At 71.5% G+C, this 15,702-nt stretch carries 17 protein-coding genes; 10 read left to right on the top strand and 7 right to left on the bottom strand.

All coding sequences use genetic code 11. The features are described 5' to 3' along the window. Nucleotides 1-11 precede the first annotated feature (11 nt). Genes KIH74_RS14160 through KIH74_RS14150 form a run of 3 tightly spaced genes read right to left on the bottom strand, consistent with a single transcriptional unit; the run spans nt 12 to nt 1,990 of the window. Nucleotides 12-608 carry a TetR/AcrR family transcriptional regulator gene (locus KIH74_RS14160; RefSeq protein WP_214156371.1) on the bottom strand — a complete coding sequence of 199 codons (597 nt, stop codon included), beginning with the start codon at nt 606-608 and terminating at the stop codon, nt 12-14. Nucleotides 609-657: 49 nt separating this feature from the next. Next, nucleotides 658-1,089 (bottom strand): nuclear transport factor 2 family protein, encoded by a 432-nt coding sequence (locus tag KIH74_RS14155; protein WP_214156370.1) that lies wholly within the window; start codon nt 1,087-1,089, stop codon nt 658-660. A 58-nt stretch (nt 1,090-1,147) separates the two neighbouring features. Continuing rightward, on the bottom strand, nt 1,148-1,990 hold the full coding sequence (locus KIH74_RS14150; RefSeq protein ID WP_214156369.1) for an alpha/beta hydrolase: 843 nt from the start codon (nt 1,988-1,990) through the stop codon (nt 1,148-1,150). A gap of 111 nt (nt 1,991-2,101) precedes the next feature. Between KIH74_RS14150 and KIH74_RS14145 the strand changes: the two genes are divergently transcribed. Then, nucleotides 2,102-2,545: a MarR family winged helix-turn-helix transcriptional regulator gene (locus KIH74_RS14145; RefSeq protein ID WP_214156368.1), complete on the top strand. Its 444-nt coding sequence runs from the start codon at nt 2,102-2,104 to the stop codon at nt 2,543-2,545. 9 nt (nt 2,546-2,554) lie between these two features. Here KIH74_RS14145 and KIH74_RS14140 read toward each other — a convergent pair whose 3' ends face one another. After that, nucleotides 2,555-3,694 (bottom strand): hypothetical protein, encoded by a 1,140-nt coding sequence (locus KIH74_RS14140; protein WP_214156367.1) that lies wholly within the window; start codon nt 3,692-3,694, stop codon nt 2,555-2,557. Nucleotides 3,695-3,854: 160 nt separating this feature from the next. On the opposite strand from KIH74_RS14140, the gene KIH74_RS38585 reads away from it, so the two are divergent. From KIH74_RS38585 to ddaH, 3 genes are all read left to right on the top strand, one after another. After that, nucleotides 3,855-4,889, top strand: coding sequence for an acyl-CoA dehydrogenase family protein (locus tag KIH74_RS38585; RefSeq protein WP_214156366.1), 1,035 nt, complete (start codon nt 3,855-3,857; stop codon nt 4,887-4,889). A 63-nt stretch (nt 4,890-4,952) separates the two neighbouring features. Beyond that, the gene (locus KIH74_RS14130; RefSeq protein WP_214156365.1) at nt 4,953-5,846 is read left to right on the top strand and encodes a helix-turn-helix transcriptional regulator; all 894 of its coding nucleotides are present in this window, start codon (nt 4,953-4,955) and stop codon (nt 5,844-5,846) included. Between the two features lie 150 nt (nt 5,847-5,996). Beyond that, nucleotides 5,997-6,833 carry a dimethylargininase gene (gene ddaH / locus KIH74_RS14125; RefSeq protein ID WP_214156364.1) on the top strand — a complete coding sequence of 279 codons (837 nt, stop codon included), beginning with the start codon at nt 5,997-5,999 and terminating at the stop codon, nt 6,831-6,833. Between the two features lie 39 nt (nt 6,834-6,872). On the opposite strand, the gene panB is transcribed toward ddaH, so the two are convergent. After that, nucleotides 6,873-7,730 carry a 3-methyl-2-oxobutanoate hydroxymethyltransferase gene (gene panB, locus KIH74_RS14120; RefSeq protein WP_308113780.1) on the bottom strand — a complete coding sequence of 286 codons (858 nt, stop codon included), beginning with the start codon at nt 7,728-7,730 and terminating at the stop codon, nt 6,873-6,875. 2 nt (nt 7,731-7,732) lie between these two features. After that, nucleotides 7,733-8,470, bottom strand: a complete 738-nt coding sequence (locus tag KIH74_RS14115) for a FadR/GntR family transcriptional regulator (RefSeq protein ID WP_214156363.1) — start codon at nt 8,468-8,470, stop codon at nt 7,733-7,735. 139 nt (nt 8,471-8,609) lie between these two features. Between KIH74_RS14115 and KIH74_RS14110 the strand changes: the two genes are divergently transcribed. Genes KIH74_RS14110 through KIH74_RS14085 form a run of 6 tightly spaced genes read left to right on the top strand, consistent with a single transcriptional unit; the run spans nt 8,610 to nt 14,644 of the window. Further along, nucleotides 8,610-9,992: an MFS transporter gene (locus KIH74_RS14110; protein ID WP_214156362.1), complete on the top strand. Its 1,383-nt coding sequence runs from the start codon at nt 8,610-8,612 to the stop codon at nt 9,990-9,992. 30 nt (nt 9,993-10,022) lie between these two features. After that, nucleotides 10,023-11,753 carry a dihydroxyacetone kinase family protein gene (locus KIH74_RS14105; protein ID WP_214156361.1) on the top strand — a complete coding sequence of 577 codons (1,731 nt, stop codon included), beginning with the start codon at nt 10,023-10,025 and terminating at the stop codon, nt 11,751-11,753. Nucleotides 11,754-11,758: 5 nt separating this feature from the next. Next, nucleotides 11,759-12,223 carry a ribose-5-phosphate isomerase gene (locus KIH74_RS14100; protein WP_214156360.1) on the top strand — a complete coding sequence of 155 codons (465 nt, stop codon included), beginning with the start codon at nt 11,759-11,761 and terminating at the stop codon, nt 12,221-12,223. Continuing rightward, a complete protein-coding gene (locus KIH74_RS14095; protein ID WP_214156359.1) occupies nt 12,223-12,987 on the top strand; it encodes a triose-phosphate isomerase family protein in 765 nt (254 codons plus the stop codon). Before KIH74_RS14100 ends, KIH74_RS14095 begins: the two co-directional genes overlap by 1 nt. Beyond that, nucleotides 12,984-13,781 (top strand): sugar phosphate isomerase/epimerase family protein, encoded by a 798-nt coding sequence (locus KIH74_RS14090; protein ID WP_214156358.1) that lies wholly within the window; start codon nt 12,984-12,986, stop codon nt 13,779-13,781. Before KIH74_RS14095 ends, KIH74_RS14090 begins: the two co-directional genes overlap by 4 nt. A gap of 5 nt (nt 13,782-13,786) precedes the next feature. After that, the gene (locus KIH74_RS14085; RefSeq protein WP_214156357.1) at nt 13,787-14,644 is read left to right on the top strand and encodes a phosphogluconate dehydrogenase C-terminal domain-containing protein; all 858 of its coding nucleotides are present in this window, start codon (nt 13,787-13,789) and stop codon (nt 14,642-14,644) included. A gap of 66 nt (nt 14,645-14,710) precedes the next feature. On the opposite strand, the gene KIH74_RS14080 is transcribed toward KIH74_RS14085, so the two are convergent. Next, the gene (locus KIH74_RS14080; RefSeq protein ID WP_214156356.1) at nt 14,711-15,598 is read right to left on the bottom strand and encodes a hypothetical protein; all 888 of its coding nucleotides are present in this window, start codon (nt 15,596-15,598) and stop codon (nt 14,711-14,713) included. Between the last annotated feature and the right edge of the window lie 104 nt (nt 15,599-15,702).

Here is a 15,702-nt window from a genome sequence, read left to right as displayed (position 1 = left end):
TCCGGAAGGGGTTATCGCACCATCGCCAGCACCGCCTCACGGACGGCGGGCGCCAGCCGCCCGCCGTCCAGCCGCGGGTTGTGCACGCGGCGCAGGATCATGCCGTCGACCAGGCTGAACACCACCTCGGTGGTGGTGTCGGGATCGGCCTCGGAGCGCCCGCTCTCGGTCAGGGCCCCGTGCACCAGCACCCGGTAGGCCTGGTACAGCTCGTGGCCGTGGTCGGCCATGCCGTGCGCGATGCCCTCGTTGCGCACCTCGGGCAGGTAGCCGAGCAGGGCCACGTTCCACGGCCCGTCGCAGAGCATGCGCACGTCGAACTCGACCAGCCGGGCGAGACGTTCCAGCGCGGTGAGGGATTCGTCGGCGACCAGGGTGGCGAAGAGGTCGAGCGTGGGCCTGAAGGTCTGGAGCTCCACCTCGACCAGGATGTCGGCCTTCACCTTGAAATGTGAATAGAGCGATGGCTGTCGGATCCCGACCTTGTCGGCGATGTCGCGGGTGGTGGTGGCCGCGTAGCCGCGGGTGCTGAAGAGCTCGGTGGCGGCTTCGATGATGCGCTGGCGCGCGGAGCGGCGCCCCTGGTGGTCGGCGGCGGTCTCGGGCACGGTCACATCTTGCCGTGTGCGGGGCCCGGAATCCATACGGGGTGCGGAATCACACGCCCCAGCCGGGTGGCGGTGCGATCTTCTCACCGAACACGATGTTGTAGTACTCGCGGTGCTCGCTGCACAGGCCCTCGGGGGTGAAGCGCAGCACCAGGATGCCGGGGAACGTCATCCAGTCCTCGCCGGCCGCGGGTGTGCGCCCGGTGCGGCGCTCGTGCCAGGCCGGATCGCGCATGGTGGCCCACATTTCGACGGTGGCGCGGTCGCCCTCGCGGACCGGCTCGCCGAACCGCAGGTCCAGATCGGCGAAGGTGTCGCTGGAGCGCTTCCAGTGGGCCGCGATCTGCTCGCGGCCCACCCGCGGCGCGGCGGTGGGGGAGTAGAAGTAGACGGCGTCGGGCGTGAACAGCTCCACGACGTCTTCCGGGCTGCGCTCACGCCACGCGCGGGCGTACCGGGCGATCCATTCCGTACGGTCCATGAGCCCATCCAACCATTCTTGAACCTGGCTGAAAATGTTTACCCGGTCACGCTTTTGATCAGTTCTGGTTCAGTGCGGCGCGCAGGAAGGCGGCTGCGCGCAGCATCGCGGCGTCGGCCGCACCGTCGTCACCGAACCGGTTCTGGAACACGTGCGCCGCGCCCGGCGTGACCTGGAGGGTGATGTCGACCTCGTCGGTGGCCGCCCGGGCCGCCAGTCGCACCGCGTCGTCCAGCAGCACCTCACTGGAGCCGGCCTGCACCAGCAGCGGCGGCAGCCCGGTGAGCCCGGCCAGGAAGGGGCTGGCCAGCTCGTCGGCCGGGTCGTGCCCGGCCAGGTAGTGGCGCACGAACGGCTCCAGCGACGCCCGGGTGAAGATCGGGTCCACACCGTGCTTGGTGGTCAGCGACCCGCCGCTCAGGGTGAGGTCGGTGAACGGCGAGAACAGCACCGCGGCCGCGGGCATCGGCAGCCCGGCCCGGCGCGCGGCGATCAGGGTGGCCACGGCCAGCCCGGCGCCCGCCGAGTCCCCGGCCAGCACCAGGCGAGAATGATGGACGACGGTGAGCAGCTCCCGGTATGCCGCCAGCCCGTCCTCCACCGCTGCCGGGAACGGGTGCTCCGGCGCCAGGCGGTAGTCCACGGAGACCGCGGGAATGCCGGTCAGCCGGGACAGTTCGGCGGTCAGGCCGGCGTGGGTGGCCGGGGAGCCGACGATGTAGCCGCCGCCGTGCAGGTACAGCAGCCGGGCGTCGTCGTGCTGCCCGGCGAGGGTGAGCTCCAGAGCGGGACGGCCCCCGAGCGTGGTGGCCCGCTGCGTCGCGCCGTCCGGGAGCTCACGGGTGATCGTGGTGGCGTAGCCCGCGCGGCGCTGCTCGATCGTGAGGGGTGCGGTGGTCATGGCGCTGTCGCCTCCGGTATCGGTGTCTGGGAAGCTGCTTCCCGGGAATCTGGTGCGCCCGGAACAACCGCATTCCGAGGAATTAGATTCCCAGGAATCTAAAGGAGTCGTATGACGCAGGCCACAGGACTGTTCCTGGATCTGGTCCGGGTGGAGACCCGGCTCTACAACACCGCGGACGCCCGGCTGCGCGCGGACAGCGAGCTCACACTCGGGCAGTTCCAGCTGCTCGACATCGTCGGCCGGGTGCCGAACTGCCGGGTGAACGACATCGTGCGCGAGCTGGCCATCACCGTGGGGGCCACCAGCAAGGCCGTCGACCGGGTGGAGAGCGCCGGGCTGCTGCGGCGCGAGGCCAACCCGGGTGACCGGCGCTCGTCCATCCTCACCCTGACGTCCGACGGCGCCACCCGGCTGGAGGCGGCCCGGCCGGTGCTGGAGCGCATCCTGGTGGCGCTGACCGCGGACGTGGTCGCGCCCGACGACCTGGCGCGCACGGCGGCGGTGCTGTCGACGTTGCGGGTCTCGCTGGAGAGGCTGGAGCGCGGTTCCTGAAACCGGCTGTCAGGCGGTTTTTCTCAGGTAGGAGCTGAACACGTCGGCATCGATCGGCCGGCCCGCCCAGCTGCTGGGCAGGCGCAGGGCCCGCACCGTGGCGTCGGCCGCGACCACCGGCACCAGGCTGTTGCGCTCGCAGTCCGTCGCGGCCTCGCGCAGCGGCATCACCTGCTCGTGCACCGCCCGCAGCGACCGCGCGAACAGGGCCGCCTGGCCGGGGGCCAGGTCGTCGCGCACGGCGTCGGCGAGCAGGCCGAAGTAGTCGGCGACGTGCTGCCAGTGCTCGCCGGCGGCGCTCAGCGTGGTGGCGGCGTCGAACCCGGCCCCGATCATCTGCACCACGTCGTCCAGCAGCCAGCGCAGGGTGGCGCACTGCGGGGCCAGGTCGCGCAGCTGCCCGAACAGGTGCCGGTACTGCTCCCCGGCGGTCAGGTGCTGCTGGAGCAGGCCGGCCTGCACCGGGCCGGTGCCCGAGGCGGCCAGCCAGGTGCTCACCACGCCCGGCTGCCCGGGACGGTCGCCCCCGACCATGCCGACGGCGATCGCGAGGCCCTGGAACGGGGCGAGTGACGAGGCCCGGGCCACCGCGTGGGTGGCCTCGGCGGCCCGGGAGCCCATCCGCTCCAGCAGGCCCGGGATCCGCTCGTCCCGCGCGCCGGCCTGCTCGAAGGCGGCCGCGGCGATCTCCCGCAGGCCCGCACTGTCGGCGTCCAGATGCCCTGCCGCGGAACGCAGTTCGACGGCCGTCTCGCGCAGCTGGTGCGAGCGCCGGGCCGCCTCCTCGCGCAGCAGCGAGACGATGTCGAGGAACTCGGCCTGCCCGGTCGCCGAGGTCAGGCCGTCGGTCAGGTGGGCGATGTCGGCGTCGCTCAGCCCGCCGTACAGGCCGGCGAACTGCCGGGCCCCGGTGAAGGCCGAGGTCAGCATCGGCTGCACGGTGTCGGCCCAGGCGAGGACGTTCTCCTTGGCCAGTTGCTGGGCGGGTGCCAGGCCCGGCACGCCGTCGAGCTCCTGTGCCGGCTCGGCGGCGATGCGGCGCATCGGGATCTGCACGGCCACCGACCCGGCGAGCACGGCGTGCAGGGTCGCGTCGGTGAAGTGGTCGGTGAAGGGTGGCTCCGTCAGCGCGGGCGCTGTGATCGTCATCCGCGTTCTCCCGATCCTTGGGGACGCGTCCAGCCTGGTCACCCGCCGGTGGCAGGGCAAGCGGGGGGACGGGACTTCACCCGGCTGCCCGCACGAACGCGTATGAACCCGGGCGCACCGCGTATTCACCGTGGACGCCGCCCCTGGTTGAGTCGATGACGTGAGTACGACGGAATTCAAGATCCTGGCCGCCAACGCGGCCGTCACCGAGGAGCAGGGCCGCCCCGCCGCGGCGAGTCTGGAGGCGGTGCGCGCGGCCGGGGACTTCGCCCTGCGCACCCCGGTGGAGCACGGCGGTGCCTGGGCCGGTGCGGTGGCGGTCAGCCGGCGGCTGGCCTCCCTGGCGCAGGCCTGCCCCTCGACCGCGTGGAACGTCGGCACCTCGGCGGTGGCCAAGACGCTGGCGGCCCGCAGCGGGCTCGACGCAGCGCTCTTCGCCGACCCGCTGGCCCAGGCCTGCGGCACCGGTGTGCCGACGGGACAGCTGGAGCGGGGCCCGCACGGGGCCCGGCTGAACGGGTCGTGGGTGAGCGTCTCGGGCTGCGAGGACGCCGAGTGGGCCCTGCTCGGCGTGATGGACGGCGCGGTGTTCAGCGTCGCCGCGGTGCCGCTGGCCGACCTGCGGGTCGAGCACACCTGGGACATGGCGGGCATGCGGGGCACCGGCAGTCACACCCTGGTGGCCCGGGACGTGCCGGTGCCCGACCACCGGATCGCCGCCGCGAAACTGCCGGGGGAGTACGCCGACCTGCTGTTCTACGGGCTGACGGCGCTGGCCCCGGTGGTCGGCGCCACGCAGGGTGCGCTCGGCGTGGTGCGGGAGATGTTCGCCTCGGACCGTAAGCCGTTCATGTCCGCCCACGCCAAGATGGGCGAGTCGGCCGGGGCCCGGCACTGGCTGGCCCGGGCGACCGCCCTGACCGGCCGGGCCGAACGCACGATGCTGGCCCTGGCGGCCGAGGCCGAGGCGGGCGCCACCGACGCCCCGCGGCTGGGTCTGGAGCTGGCCGAGGCGTCCCGGGACTGCCGGGCCGCCCTGGAACTGCTGCTCGACCTGGGCGGAACCCGGGGTTTCCGGCGCTCGAACGACCTCCAGCGGTTCTGGCGCGACGTGGCGGTGGCCGGGCGGCACCCGCACCTGAACGCCTACCTGGCCACCGAGCGTTACGGGGAGGCCCTGACCGCCGGCCTCTGAGCCGGGCAGGTTCCCACGGTCCTGCGGATCGGCCCTCGGCACCCGCGCTCTAGAATCGGCCGCATGGACCCGGCCGGCGATCTGGTGAGCTCGGCCCTGGCCGCCGCCCGGATCGGCGGGGCCGGGGCCCGCTGGTTCGGTGGCTCCGGCGAATGGGGCGGCCGGTTCGAGAGTTTCGAGGGCATCGGGTTCCACGCCGTCAGCGCCGGGTCGGCCTGGCTGATCGACACCGCCGACCGGGCGGTGCGGCTGAACACCGGTGACGTCGTGGTGGTCCCGAACGGCGCGGCTCACGCGATCAGCCTGGTGCGGCGCCCGCTGCGCGAGGTCCCGCTGCTGCCGATGGGCCCGCAGGCCCCGGTCACCGGCGATCACGACCTGGAATGCCTGTGCGGTGCCTACCGGCTGGCCCACGGCCAGGTGCACCAGTACCTGCGCAACCTGCCCGGGCTGCTGGTGGTCCCGGTCGGCCGGCCCGAGATCGATTCCCTGGTCGGGCTTCTCACCGGTGACGTGCGTGAGCAGGGGCCCGGCACCGGCGTCACCCGCACCGCCCTCATCGACCTGGTGCTCGTGCACGCGCTGCGGGCCTGGCACGAACGGGGCCCGGCCCCGGTGGGCGACGCCCAGGTGCAACTGGCCCTGAGCGCCATCGACGAGGCCCCGCACCACCCCTGGACGGTGCAGCGGCTCAGCGCCCGCGCCGGGCTCTCGCGCACCGTGTTCAGCCGCCGCTTCGCCGCCGAGGTGGGGCAGAGCCCGATGGCCTACCTCACCGGCCGCCGGATGGCCCGGGCCGCGCAGCTGCTCACCCGCACCGACGCCCCGCTGGCCGCCGTCGCCGGGCAGGTCGGCTACTCCGGCGAGTTCGCCTTCGCCAACGCCTTCCGCCGCGAGTTCGGCGTCGCCCCCGGCCGTTACCGGCGCAACCACCGCGCGCTGCTCGCCGGGGAGTGACCCAGCGCTCACCGGCGGGTCTTGATGTGCCCCGGCGCGAGTCACCCGACTGCGCGATGGTGCATCCGGTGCGCAACGGGCGCAGACGTGGGCCGGTGCGTGGGCGACCCTGTCGTGGCAGGCACCCCGAGCCGGAGGACGCAGACCACCATGACGACGACCGTGTCGCAGTCCGAGCCCGTCACCCGCAGCGCCACCACCCGGCATCTGCTGATGTGCTCGCCCGAGCACTTCACCGTCCGGTACTCGATCAATCCCTGGATGAACCCCGAGGTCCCGGTGGACCGCGACCTCGCCCTGGAACAGTGGACGCGGCTGCGCGGCGTGTACGAGCGGCTGGGCCACCGGGTCGAGGTGCTGGAGGGTGCGCCCGGCCTGCCCGACATGGTGTTCACGGCCAACGCGGCCGTGGTGCACGGGGGCCGGGCCCTGGTCGCGAACTTCGCCCACCCGCAGCGGCAGCCGGAGAGCGCGGCCTTCCTGCGCTGGTTCCGCCAGGCCGGGTACGCGCCCGCCGAGGTGGCCGCGCTGCGCAACGAGGGTGAGGGCGACATCCTCACCGTCGGACGGATCATGTTCGCGGGCAACGGTTCCCGCACCTCGCTGGCCGCGCACGACGAGCTGCGCGAGTTCTTCGGCATGCCGGTGATCTCGCTCGACCTGGTGGACCCGCGCTTCTACCACCTCGACACGGCGCTGGCGGTGCTCGACCCGCACACCGTGGCCTACTACCCGGGTGCCTTCTCCGACGCCGGGCTGGCGGTGCTGGAACAGCTGTTCCCCGGGGCGATCCTGGCGAACGAGGACGACGCCTGCGCGTTCGGCCTGAACGTGATGTGCGACGGCTACAACGTGGTGATGTCCGACGGCGCCCCGGACCTCGCGAAACAGTACGAGGCCCGGGGTTTCAACCCGATCGGGGTGGGCATGTCGGAGCTGATGAAGTCCGGCGGCAGCGTCAAGTGCTGCACGCTGGAGCTGCGCTGACGCTGCCCGAGTCAGCAGCTGCGCCGGCGGTTCCCGGGCTCAGAAGCTGTGCTCGGGGCCCGGGAACGAGCCGTCCCGCACCTGCGCGGCGTACTCGGCCGCACCGGCCAGCAGGGTGCCGCGCACGTCGGCGAACTGCTTGACGAACCGCGGCATCCGGCCGGTGTTCAGGCCGAACGCGTCCTGCCAGACCAGCACCTGGGCGTCGGTGGCGTTGCCGGCGCCGATCCCGATGGTCGGGATGTCCAGCTCCGCGGTCACTTTCGCGGCCACGTCGGCGGGCACCATCTCCATCAGCACGGCGAACGCGCCGGCGTCCTGGGCGGCCAGGGCGTCGGCCAGCACCCGGTCGGCGCCCTCACCGCGGCCCTGCACCCGGTAACCGCCCAGCGTGTGCTCGTACTGCGGGGTGAAGCCGATGTGCGCGCACACCGGAATGCCGCCGGTGGTGAGCCTTTCGATCTGCGGGGCCATGGCGGAGCCGCCCTCGAGCTTGACCGCGGCCACCTCGGCCTCCTTCATCAGCCGGGCGGCGCTGTCCCAGGCCTGCTCCGGCGAGCCCTGGTAGGAGCCGAACGGCAGGTCACCCATCACCAGGGCGCGGGTGGCGGAGCGGGCGACCGCGCGGGCCAGCGGGATCAGCTCGTCGAGCGTCACCGGTAGCGAGGTCCGGTTGCCGAACACGTTGTTGGAGGCCGAGTCGCCGACCAGGAGCACCTCGATGCCGGCCTCGTCGAACACCTGCGCGGTGTACATGTCGTAGGCCGTCAGCATGGTGAACCGCTCGCCGCGCTGCTTCATCTCGCGCAGGTGGTGGGTGCGCACCCGGCGCAGCGGGCGCGCGGGGGCCGGGGCCGCACCGGTGCCGTAGGGGGCGGTTTCCTCGGAGTTGTTCACGTTCAGGCCGTTTCGCTGGTGAGGGTGGGGAGCAGGCGCTGGGCGGCGCTGCTCATGTGCCGGCTCATCTCGGTGGCCGCGGCGACCGGGTCGTGGGCCTCCAGGGCGGCCAGGATGGCCCGGTGCTCGGCCAGGGTGAGCCGGGCGTGGTCGCTGTCGCTGAGGGCGCGCTCGACCCAGACCCGGATCAGCGAGCGCACGCTCTGGAGGGTGTCGCGTAGCAGGGCGTTGTCGGCCCCGGAGGCCAGCTCGTGGTGGAACAGCATGTCGGCCGTGACGAACCGGTGGTAGTCGTCCAGGCTCTTCTCCATCGTGTCGACGTGCTCGCGCAGGGCACGCAGCGACGACTCCGGGGCCCGGGTGGCGGCGAGTAACGCGGCCTGCGTCTCGAGTCCCTGCCGTACCTCGATCAGCTCACGCGTCTGGTCGGCCCGCAACAGGATGCCCCAGGACAGCGTCTGGGGGAGCAGTTCGGAGGTTCCACCGCTGAGGAAGGTGCCGGACCCGGGGCGGATGGTGACCACGCCGAGGATCTCCAGGGCCGCGAGGGCCTCCCGGACGGCCGAACGGGCTACGCCCATCTGGTTCGCCAGTTGACGCTCAGGAGGCAGTCGATCACCCTGGGCCACTGAGCCGCTGGCAATGTAATCGAGCAAACGCCGTGTGACCTCGGCCATCACGGTGGAGCTCTTGATCGCGCCGCCGAAGGGCGCGTCCAGTCCGTCTGAGTTGTCACTCACGGTACGCATCGTATCAACCGGTCAACCAAAATTGGTTGACCGGTTGACAGGTCGACCAATGCCTCGTGACTATGGGCCCTGTTCACGAGACGCCCCGCCCCACTGCACCCCGTGCACCGCCCTCGAAGGAGAGGACCCGATGACGACGACGTCTTCCGATCAGTCGCAGAGTGACGTGGCCAGATCGGCCATCAAGAAGGTCACGGTCCGGCTCGTGCCGTTCGTCGCCGTGATGTTCTTCATCAACTACCTGGACCGGTCCGCGATCGGTTTCGCCGGCCCCAACGGCATGGAGTCCGACCTCGGGCTCACCGCGGCCCAGTACGGATTCGCCTCCGGCATCTTCTTTGTCGGCTACATCCTGCTGGAAGTCCCCAGCAACATGGCCCTTCACCGGTTCGGCGCCCGCGTCTGGCTGGCCCGGATCATGGTCACCTGGGGCATCGTCGCGGTGATGTTCACCTGGGTGAACTCCTACACCCAGCTGTCCTGGCTGCGGTTCGCCCTCGGCGTCGCCGAGGCCGGGTTCTTCCCCGGCGCGATCCTCTACCTGAGCCTGTGGGTCCCGGCCCGCTACCGCGCCCGCACCCTCGGGTTCTTCTACCTCGCCCAGCCGCTCACCAGCATCATCGGCGCCCCGCTCGCGGGCTGGCTGATGACGCACGACGGGGCCTTCTTCGGCCTCGAGGGCTGGCGCTTCATGTTCCTCATGGTCGGCCTGCCCGCTGTGATCATGGGTGTCGCGGCCTGGTTCTACCTGGTCGACGACCCGAAGAAGGTCACGTGGCTGACCCCCGCCGAGCGGGAGTGGCTGAGCACCGAGCTGGCCGCCGAGGCCGCCGACAAGGCCGGCGCCGAGTCCACCCAGGAGTCCGGCCACTCGCTCGCCGCGCTGAAGGCCGCCTTCGGCAACGGCCGGGTCTGGGCCCTGAGCGTCATCTACTTCGGCTTCATCTACGGCCTGTACACGCTGGCGTTCTTCCTGCCGACGATCATCAGCGACTTCTCCGAGCAGTACGACACGGACTTCGGCCTCGTGCAGAAGGGCCTGATCACGGCCGTTCCCTACGTGCCCGCCGCGGTCGTGCTCTACCTGATGTCGCAGCACGTGACCAAGCACGGCCTGAAGACGATCCACATCGCGCTGCCGGCCTTCACCGGCGCCGTGAGCGTGCCGCTGGCCCTGTTCGCCGGCTCGCCCACCCTGACGATCGCCTGCATCGCCGTCACGGCCTGCTCGATCTTCGCCGCGCTGCCCAACTTCTGGACGCTGCCCACGCAGTTCCTCACCGGTGCCGCCGCCGCGGCCGGTATCGCCCTGATCAACACCTGGGGCAACCTGGCGGGCTTCGCCGCCCCCTGGCTGACCGGCAAGATCCGCGACGCCAGCGACGGCGACCTGAAGCTGGCGATGTTCGTGGTCGGCGCCGCGATGCTCCTGTCCTGCCTGACGATGCTCGGCCTCGCCCGGCGCGGTCGGGTCTCGGCCTCCGACCGGGTCCCGGTCCAGGCCGGCCACTGATCGTTTCGTGAAATCCCGGAGGAATCTGCAATGACACGGCTGGTCAACGATCCGGCGGCGTTCGCCGACGAGATGACCGAGGGCTTCGTGGCCGCGCACGCCGACCGCGTGTGCGCCGTGCCCGGCGGCGTGGTGCGCAGCACCGAGACCCCGGCCGGCCAGGTGGCCGTCGTGGTCGGCGGCGGTTCCGGCCACTACCCCGCCTTCGGCGGGCTGGTCGGCCCGGGCCTGGCGGACGGGGCCGTGCTCGGCAACGTGTTCGCCTCGCCGTCCGCGCAGCAGGTGGTCAGCGTCGGCCGGGCGGTCGAGCGGGGCGGGGGCATCCTGCTCAGCTACGGCAACTACGCCGGTGACTGCCTGAACTTCGACGCCGCGTCGGAGCGCCTCCGGGGCAACGGGATCCAGGTCCGCACCGTTCGGGTGACGGACGACATCTGCTCGGCGCCGGTCGCCGAGCGCACCCGCCGCCGGGGCATCGCCGGTGACCTGGTGGTGTTCAAGGTCGCCGGGGCCGCCGCGGCCGCGGGCCACGACCTGGACCAGGTCACCGCCCTGGCCCAGCTGGCCAACGACCGCACGCGCAGCATCGGTGTCGCGTTCTCCGGCTGCACCCTGCCCGGTGCCGACGAGCCGCTGTTCACCGTGCCCGAGGGCAAGATGGCCGTGGGGCTGGGCATCCACGGGGAACCCGGTCTGGACGAGGTGGATCTGCCCACCGCCGACCAGCTGGCCGGGCTCCTCGTGGAGCGGCTGCTGGCCGAGCTGCCCGACGACGTTCCGCAGGCCGCGAACGGCCGGGCCGCGGTGCTGCTCAACGGCCTCGGCACGGTCAAGCACGAGGAACTGTTCGTGGTGTTCCGTGAGGTCAGCCGGCTGCTGGCCGAAGCGGGCGTCACGGTCGTGGCCCCCGAGGTGGGCGAGCTGTGCACCAGCTTCGACATGGCCGGCGTCTCGCTGACCCTGACCTGGCTGGACCCGCGGCTGGAGGAGCTGTGGCTGGCCCCGGCCGACAGCCCGGCGTTCCGCCGCGGCTCGCTCGCCGTCGAGGCCCCGCGCCGCACCGTCACCCCCGACGCGGAGCAGGCCGACGAGCTGCCCCCGGCCACCGACGACTCCCGGGCCACCGCCGAGGTGGTGGCCGGGCTGCTCGACGCGGTGCGCGAGGTGATCGACACCAACGTCGACGAGCTGGGCCGGATCGACGCGATCGCCGGGGACGGCGACCACGGCATCGGCATGCAGCGTGGGGCCCGGGCCGCGGCCCTGGCCGGGCGGGCCGCCCAGCTGGCCGGGGCCGGTGCCGGGACGGTGCTGACCACCGCCGGTGACGCCTGGGCCGACCGGGCCGGCGGCACCTCGGGTGCGCTGTGGGGCATGGCCCTGCGGCGCATCGGCCGGCAGCTCGGCGACAGTGAGATCCCCGACGCCGCAACCATTGCCGAGGCCCTGCATGCGGCGCGCACGGTGATCACCGAGACCGGTGGCGCGCAGATCGGCGACAAGACGCTGGTCGACGTGCTGATCCCGCTCGACGAGACCTACCGCGACGCGGTCGCTCAGGGCGCGGACGGCGCGGCCGCCACGGCGGCCGCGGCCACCGCGGCCGAGCAGGCCGCCGAGGGCACCAGCCGGCTGATCCCCAGGGCCGGCCGCGCCCGCACCCACGCCGAGCGCAGCCTCGGCACCCCCGACGCCGGGGCCGTCTCACTCAGCCTGATCGCCCGGGCTGTCCACACCGCACTCAGCACTACTGGAAGGTGATCCACATGGGCAAGCTCCGCATCGTGGTCGGCGCCGACGACGCCGGTTTCGACTACAAGGAAGCGCTCAAGAACGACCTCAGGGCCAACGCGAACGTGGAGTCGGTGGTCGACGTCGCCGACAACCCGGGCGACCCCTACCCGGACGTGGCGATCGCCGCGGCCGAGCTGATCGCCTCCGGCCAGGCCGACCGGGCGCTGCTGGTGTGCGGCACCGGCCTGGGTGTGGCGATCGCGGCCAACAAGGTGCCGGGCATCCGCGCCGTCACCGCGCACGACAGCTTCTCGGTGGAGCGGGCGATCCTCAGCAACAACGCGCAGGTGCTCACCTTCGGGCAGCGCGTGGTCGGCCTGGAGCTGGCCCGCCGCCTGGCCAAGGAGTGGCTGACCTACGAGTTCGACGAGACCTCGGCCTCGGCGGGCAAGGTCGAGCGGATCAGCGCGTACGAGGAAAAGACAGCCGCCGTCTGATGACCGTCACCATCGGGGTCAGCCTCAAGATGTACATGGGGTACGACCAGACGCTCCACTGGTGCCAGGACGTCGCCGCGGTCGCCGCCGGGCACCCGCTCCTGAAGAACGGCGGAAAGCTCTTCGTGGCACCGAGTTTCCCGGCGGTCCCGGCGGCCCGGGAGATCTTCCGGGCCAGTGGGGTCGCGGTCGGCGCGCAGAACCTGGCCGAGCAGGACAGCGGCGCCCTCACCGGTGAGGTGGGCGGGCCGATGCTGCGCGAGGCCGGTGCGCTGTACGTCGAGGTCGGTCACGCCGAGCGGCGCCGGCTGTTCGGTGAGACCGAGGACGTCGTGGCGGCCAAGACCGCCGCGGCCCTGCGCAACGGCCTGGTGCCGGTGCTGTGCATCGGCGAGACCGACCAGGTGCCGGCCGCCGAGGCCGCCGCCGAGTGCGTGCGCCAGCTGGGCACCGCGTTGCGGATCGCCGAGCGCAAGGCCCTGGGCGGTCGCGTGGTCGTGGCCTACGAGCCGGTCTGGGCGATCGGTGCGGCGCAGCCGGCCGGTGACGAGCACATCGCCACGGTGTGCACGGCCCTGCGCGCGGCGATGGCGGCCCGTCCGGCCTACCCGGACAGCAGCGTGATCTACGGTGGCAGCGCCGGTCCCGGTCTGCTCACCCGGATCAGCGGTGCCGTGGACGGCCTGTTCCTGGGCCGGTTCGCTCACGACCCGCAGGCCCTGAAAACCGTTCTCGACGAAGCATTCCAGGCGGTGAACGCATGACCAGCACGATCGGCCTGAGCACGTACGCGTTCTTCTGGCAGTGGCACGAGACCGCGCCGCGCCCGGTCGGCCTGATCGAGATGATCGACAGGACAGCGGATCTGGGCGTCAGCCTGTTCCAGATCTGCGACTATCCGCTGATCGAGTCGTATTCCGCGGATGAACTGGCGAAACTCAGGAAGCACGCGGATGATCGGGGTGTCGCCCTGGAGCTGGGCACCCGGGGCGTCACGCCGGAGCACCTGGCCCGCTACCTCGACATCGCCCGGTCGCTGGGCGTCACCCTGGTGCGCAGCATGTTCTACTCGGCCACCTCCCGGCCCACCCCGGCCGAGGCCGAGCAGAACCTGAAGATCGCGGTGAAGGCCTACGAGAAGGCCGGCGTCACGATCGCGCTGGAGACCTACGAGCAGGTCCCGACGGCCACCCTGATGGACGTCGTGGAGGCCGTGGACTCCCCGGCGCTGGGCATCTGCCTCGACCCGGCCAACTGCGTGGCCGCGCTGGAGCAACCGTCCGACGTGGTGAGCCGAACCGCCGCCCGGGTGAAGAACATTCACGTGAAGGACTTCTCGTTCAGCCGACGGGACGGCTGGGTCGGCTTCACGCTGGCCGGTATCCCGCTCGGCGAGGGACTTCTCGACTACCAAGCGATGATCGCCGCCGTCCGGCCGGACGAGCACGGGATCAACCGCGTCATCGAGCACTGGGTGCCCTGGCAGGGCGACAGCGCCACCACCTGCGATCTCGAAGACCGCTGGACCACATCCACCCTGGAAACATTGAGGAGTTAAAGCAAATGAGCGAGCAGAAGCTGACCATCGCCGTCATCGGTGCCGGTGGGAAGATGGGCATGCGGGTTTCCAACAACTTGCAGCGCAGCAACCACACGGTGTTCTACGTCGAGAACGGCGAGGCCGGGAAGCAGCGCACCGTCGAGGCCGGCCGTGAGCTCTCCGAGGCCGCCGACGCGGTCAAGGACGCCGACGTCGTCATCCTGTCGGTGCCCGACATCGCGCTGGGCCCGGTGTCCGCCGAGATCGTGCCCCAGGTCAACCCGGGCACGGTCGTGCTGACCCTCGACCCGGCCGCCGCGTACGCCAACCTGCTGTTCCGTCGTGACGACATCGAGTACGCCGTGGCGCACCCCTGTCACCCGTCGGTGTTCCTCCAGCGCAAGACGCAGGCGGAGCTCGAGGACACCTTCGGCGGCATCGCCGCCCCGCAGGACGTCGTGGCCGCCCTGGAGTCCGGCAACGCCGAGAAGCAGGCCATCGCCGAAGAAGTCATCAAGCTGATGTACGCGCCCGTCCTGGACGTGCACTGGGTCACGGTCAAGCAGCTGGCCTACCTGGAGCCGACCCTGGTCGAGGTCGTCGCCTGCATGATCGGCGACCTGCTCAACGAGGCCCTGATGGAGACCGTCAACAAGGTCGGCGTGCCGGAGCCGGCCGCCCGCGCCATGCTCATGGGCCACGTGCAGGTGGCGCTGGCCAACGGCCTGCGTGGCGACAACCCGTTCTCCGACGCCTGCCTGATCGCGATGGACTACGGCCGCGAGAAGCTGATCAAGGACGACTGGAAGTCCATCTTCGACGACACCGAGCTGGACAGCGTGCTCAAGCAGATGCTGCACCTGGATCACATCCACCGCTGATCCAAGAACGCCGGGACGACGCCGGGCCGCGAGGGCCCGGCGTCGTCCCCCGTCGCTCTGCCCCGGTTACTCGACGAGCACCTTCACCGAGTCGGCCAGTCCGCCGTTGCGGTTGATACCGACGAAGAACTCGCTCCCGACGTGGGTGACGTCCTCGATCTCGTCGGTCAGGCTGTTGCCCGGAATCCCGATGTCGCTCTCCACGTCGCCACCGGACCAGTTGTACTGGTAAACCCAGTTCCAGCCGGTGTCGGGCGTGGAGTCGTTGATCGACCTGGTGTTCCAGACGTAGTTCTCGGAGCAGTCGATGCCCTGGTCGGAACGGTTGTCGTGACTGGTCAGGCTGCTCTCCACCAGCGTCCACCCGCTGGAGAGCGAACCGGAACCGGCGTGCGTCCACAGGCTTCCCAGACGGCGCGCGGCGTAGCGGCCGGCGCCGTCGGCAGCCGTGGCGCTGTAGCACAGGCCGCTGATGTTCATCGGCAGGTCGACGACCGCGGCGGACTCGTAGTAGCCGGCGTCGCTCAGGCGGATGACCGTCACGTCGTCGTCCAGGTAGGCGGACTGACTGCCGTGGGTGACGATCAGGGCCGGGCCGGTGCCGAGATAGTCCGCGTTGTAGGCCAGATCGTTGCTGTGGCCCACGTCGCCCAGAACCGTCGGTGTGCCGGAACAGGTCCAGCTGGTGCCGTCCCAGGCCGAGCCGTCACGCGCCCACCGGGACAGGATCGGGTCCGCACCACCCGCTCGGGTGAAGATGATGTAGAGCTGACCACCCGGCCCCGCCACCATCCCCTGCATGACCGTGCGCCCGGCCTTGCACGAGCTGCTGTCCGGGATGCTCAGCCGCTCCGCCCCGCTCCGGTCCGTGGCGGCGGAGGCGGGCAGGCTGGAAGCGACGGCGATGCCGACGGAGAACGCGACCGCGGTGACGACCCTGGCCAGTTTGTTCACGGGGGTTTCCCTTCCTTGGGGTTGACCTCGTGCGCAGCGTATGGGGCGGCGGGCCGCGATGTTCGCGTAACTGATAAAGAAGCTTCTGGCCTGCGGAGACGACG

It is taken from the genome of Kineosporia corallincola (genome assembly GCF_018499875.1).
GTDB lineage: Bacteria > Actinomycetota > Actinomycetes > Actinomycetales > Kineosporiaceae > Kineosporia > Kineosporia corallincola.
Note: the sequence above shows the minus strand (reverse complement) of the source record. Positions and strands in the feature narration are given on the sequence as shown.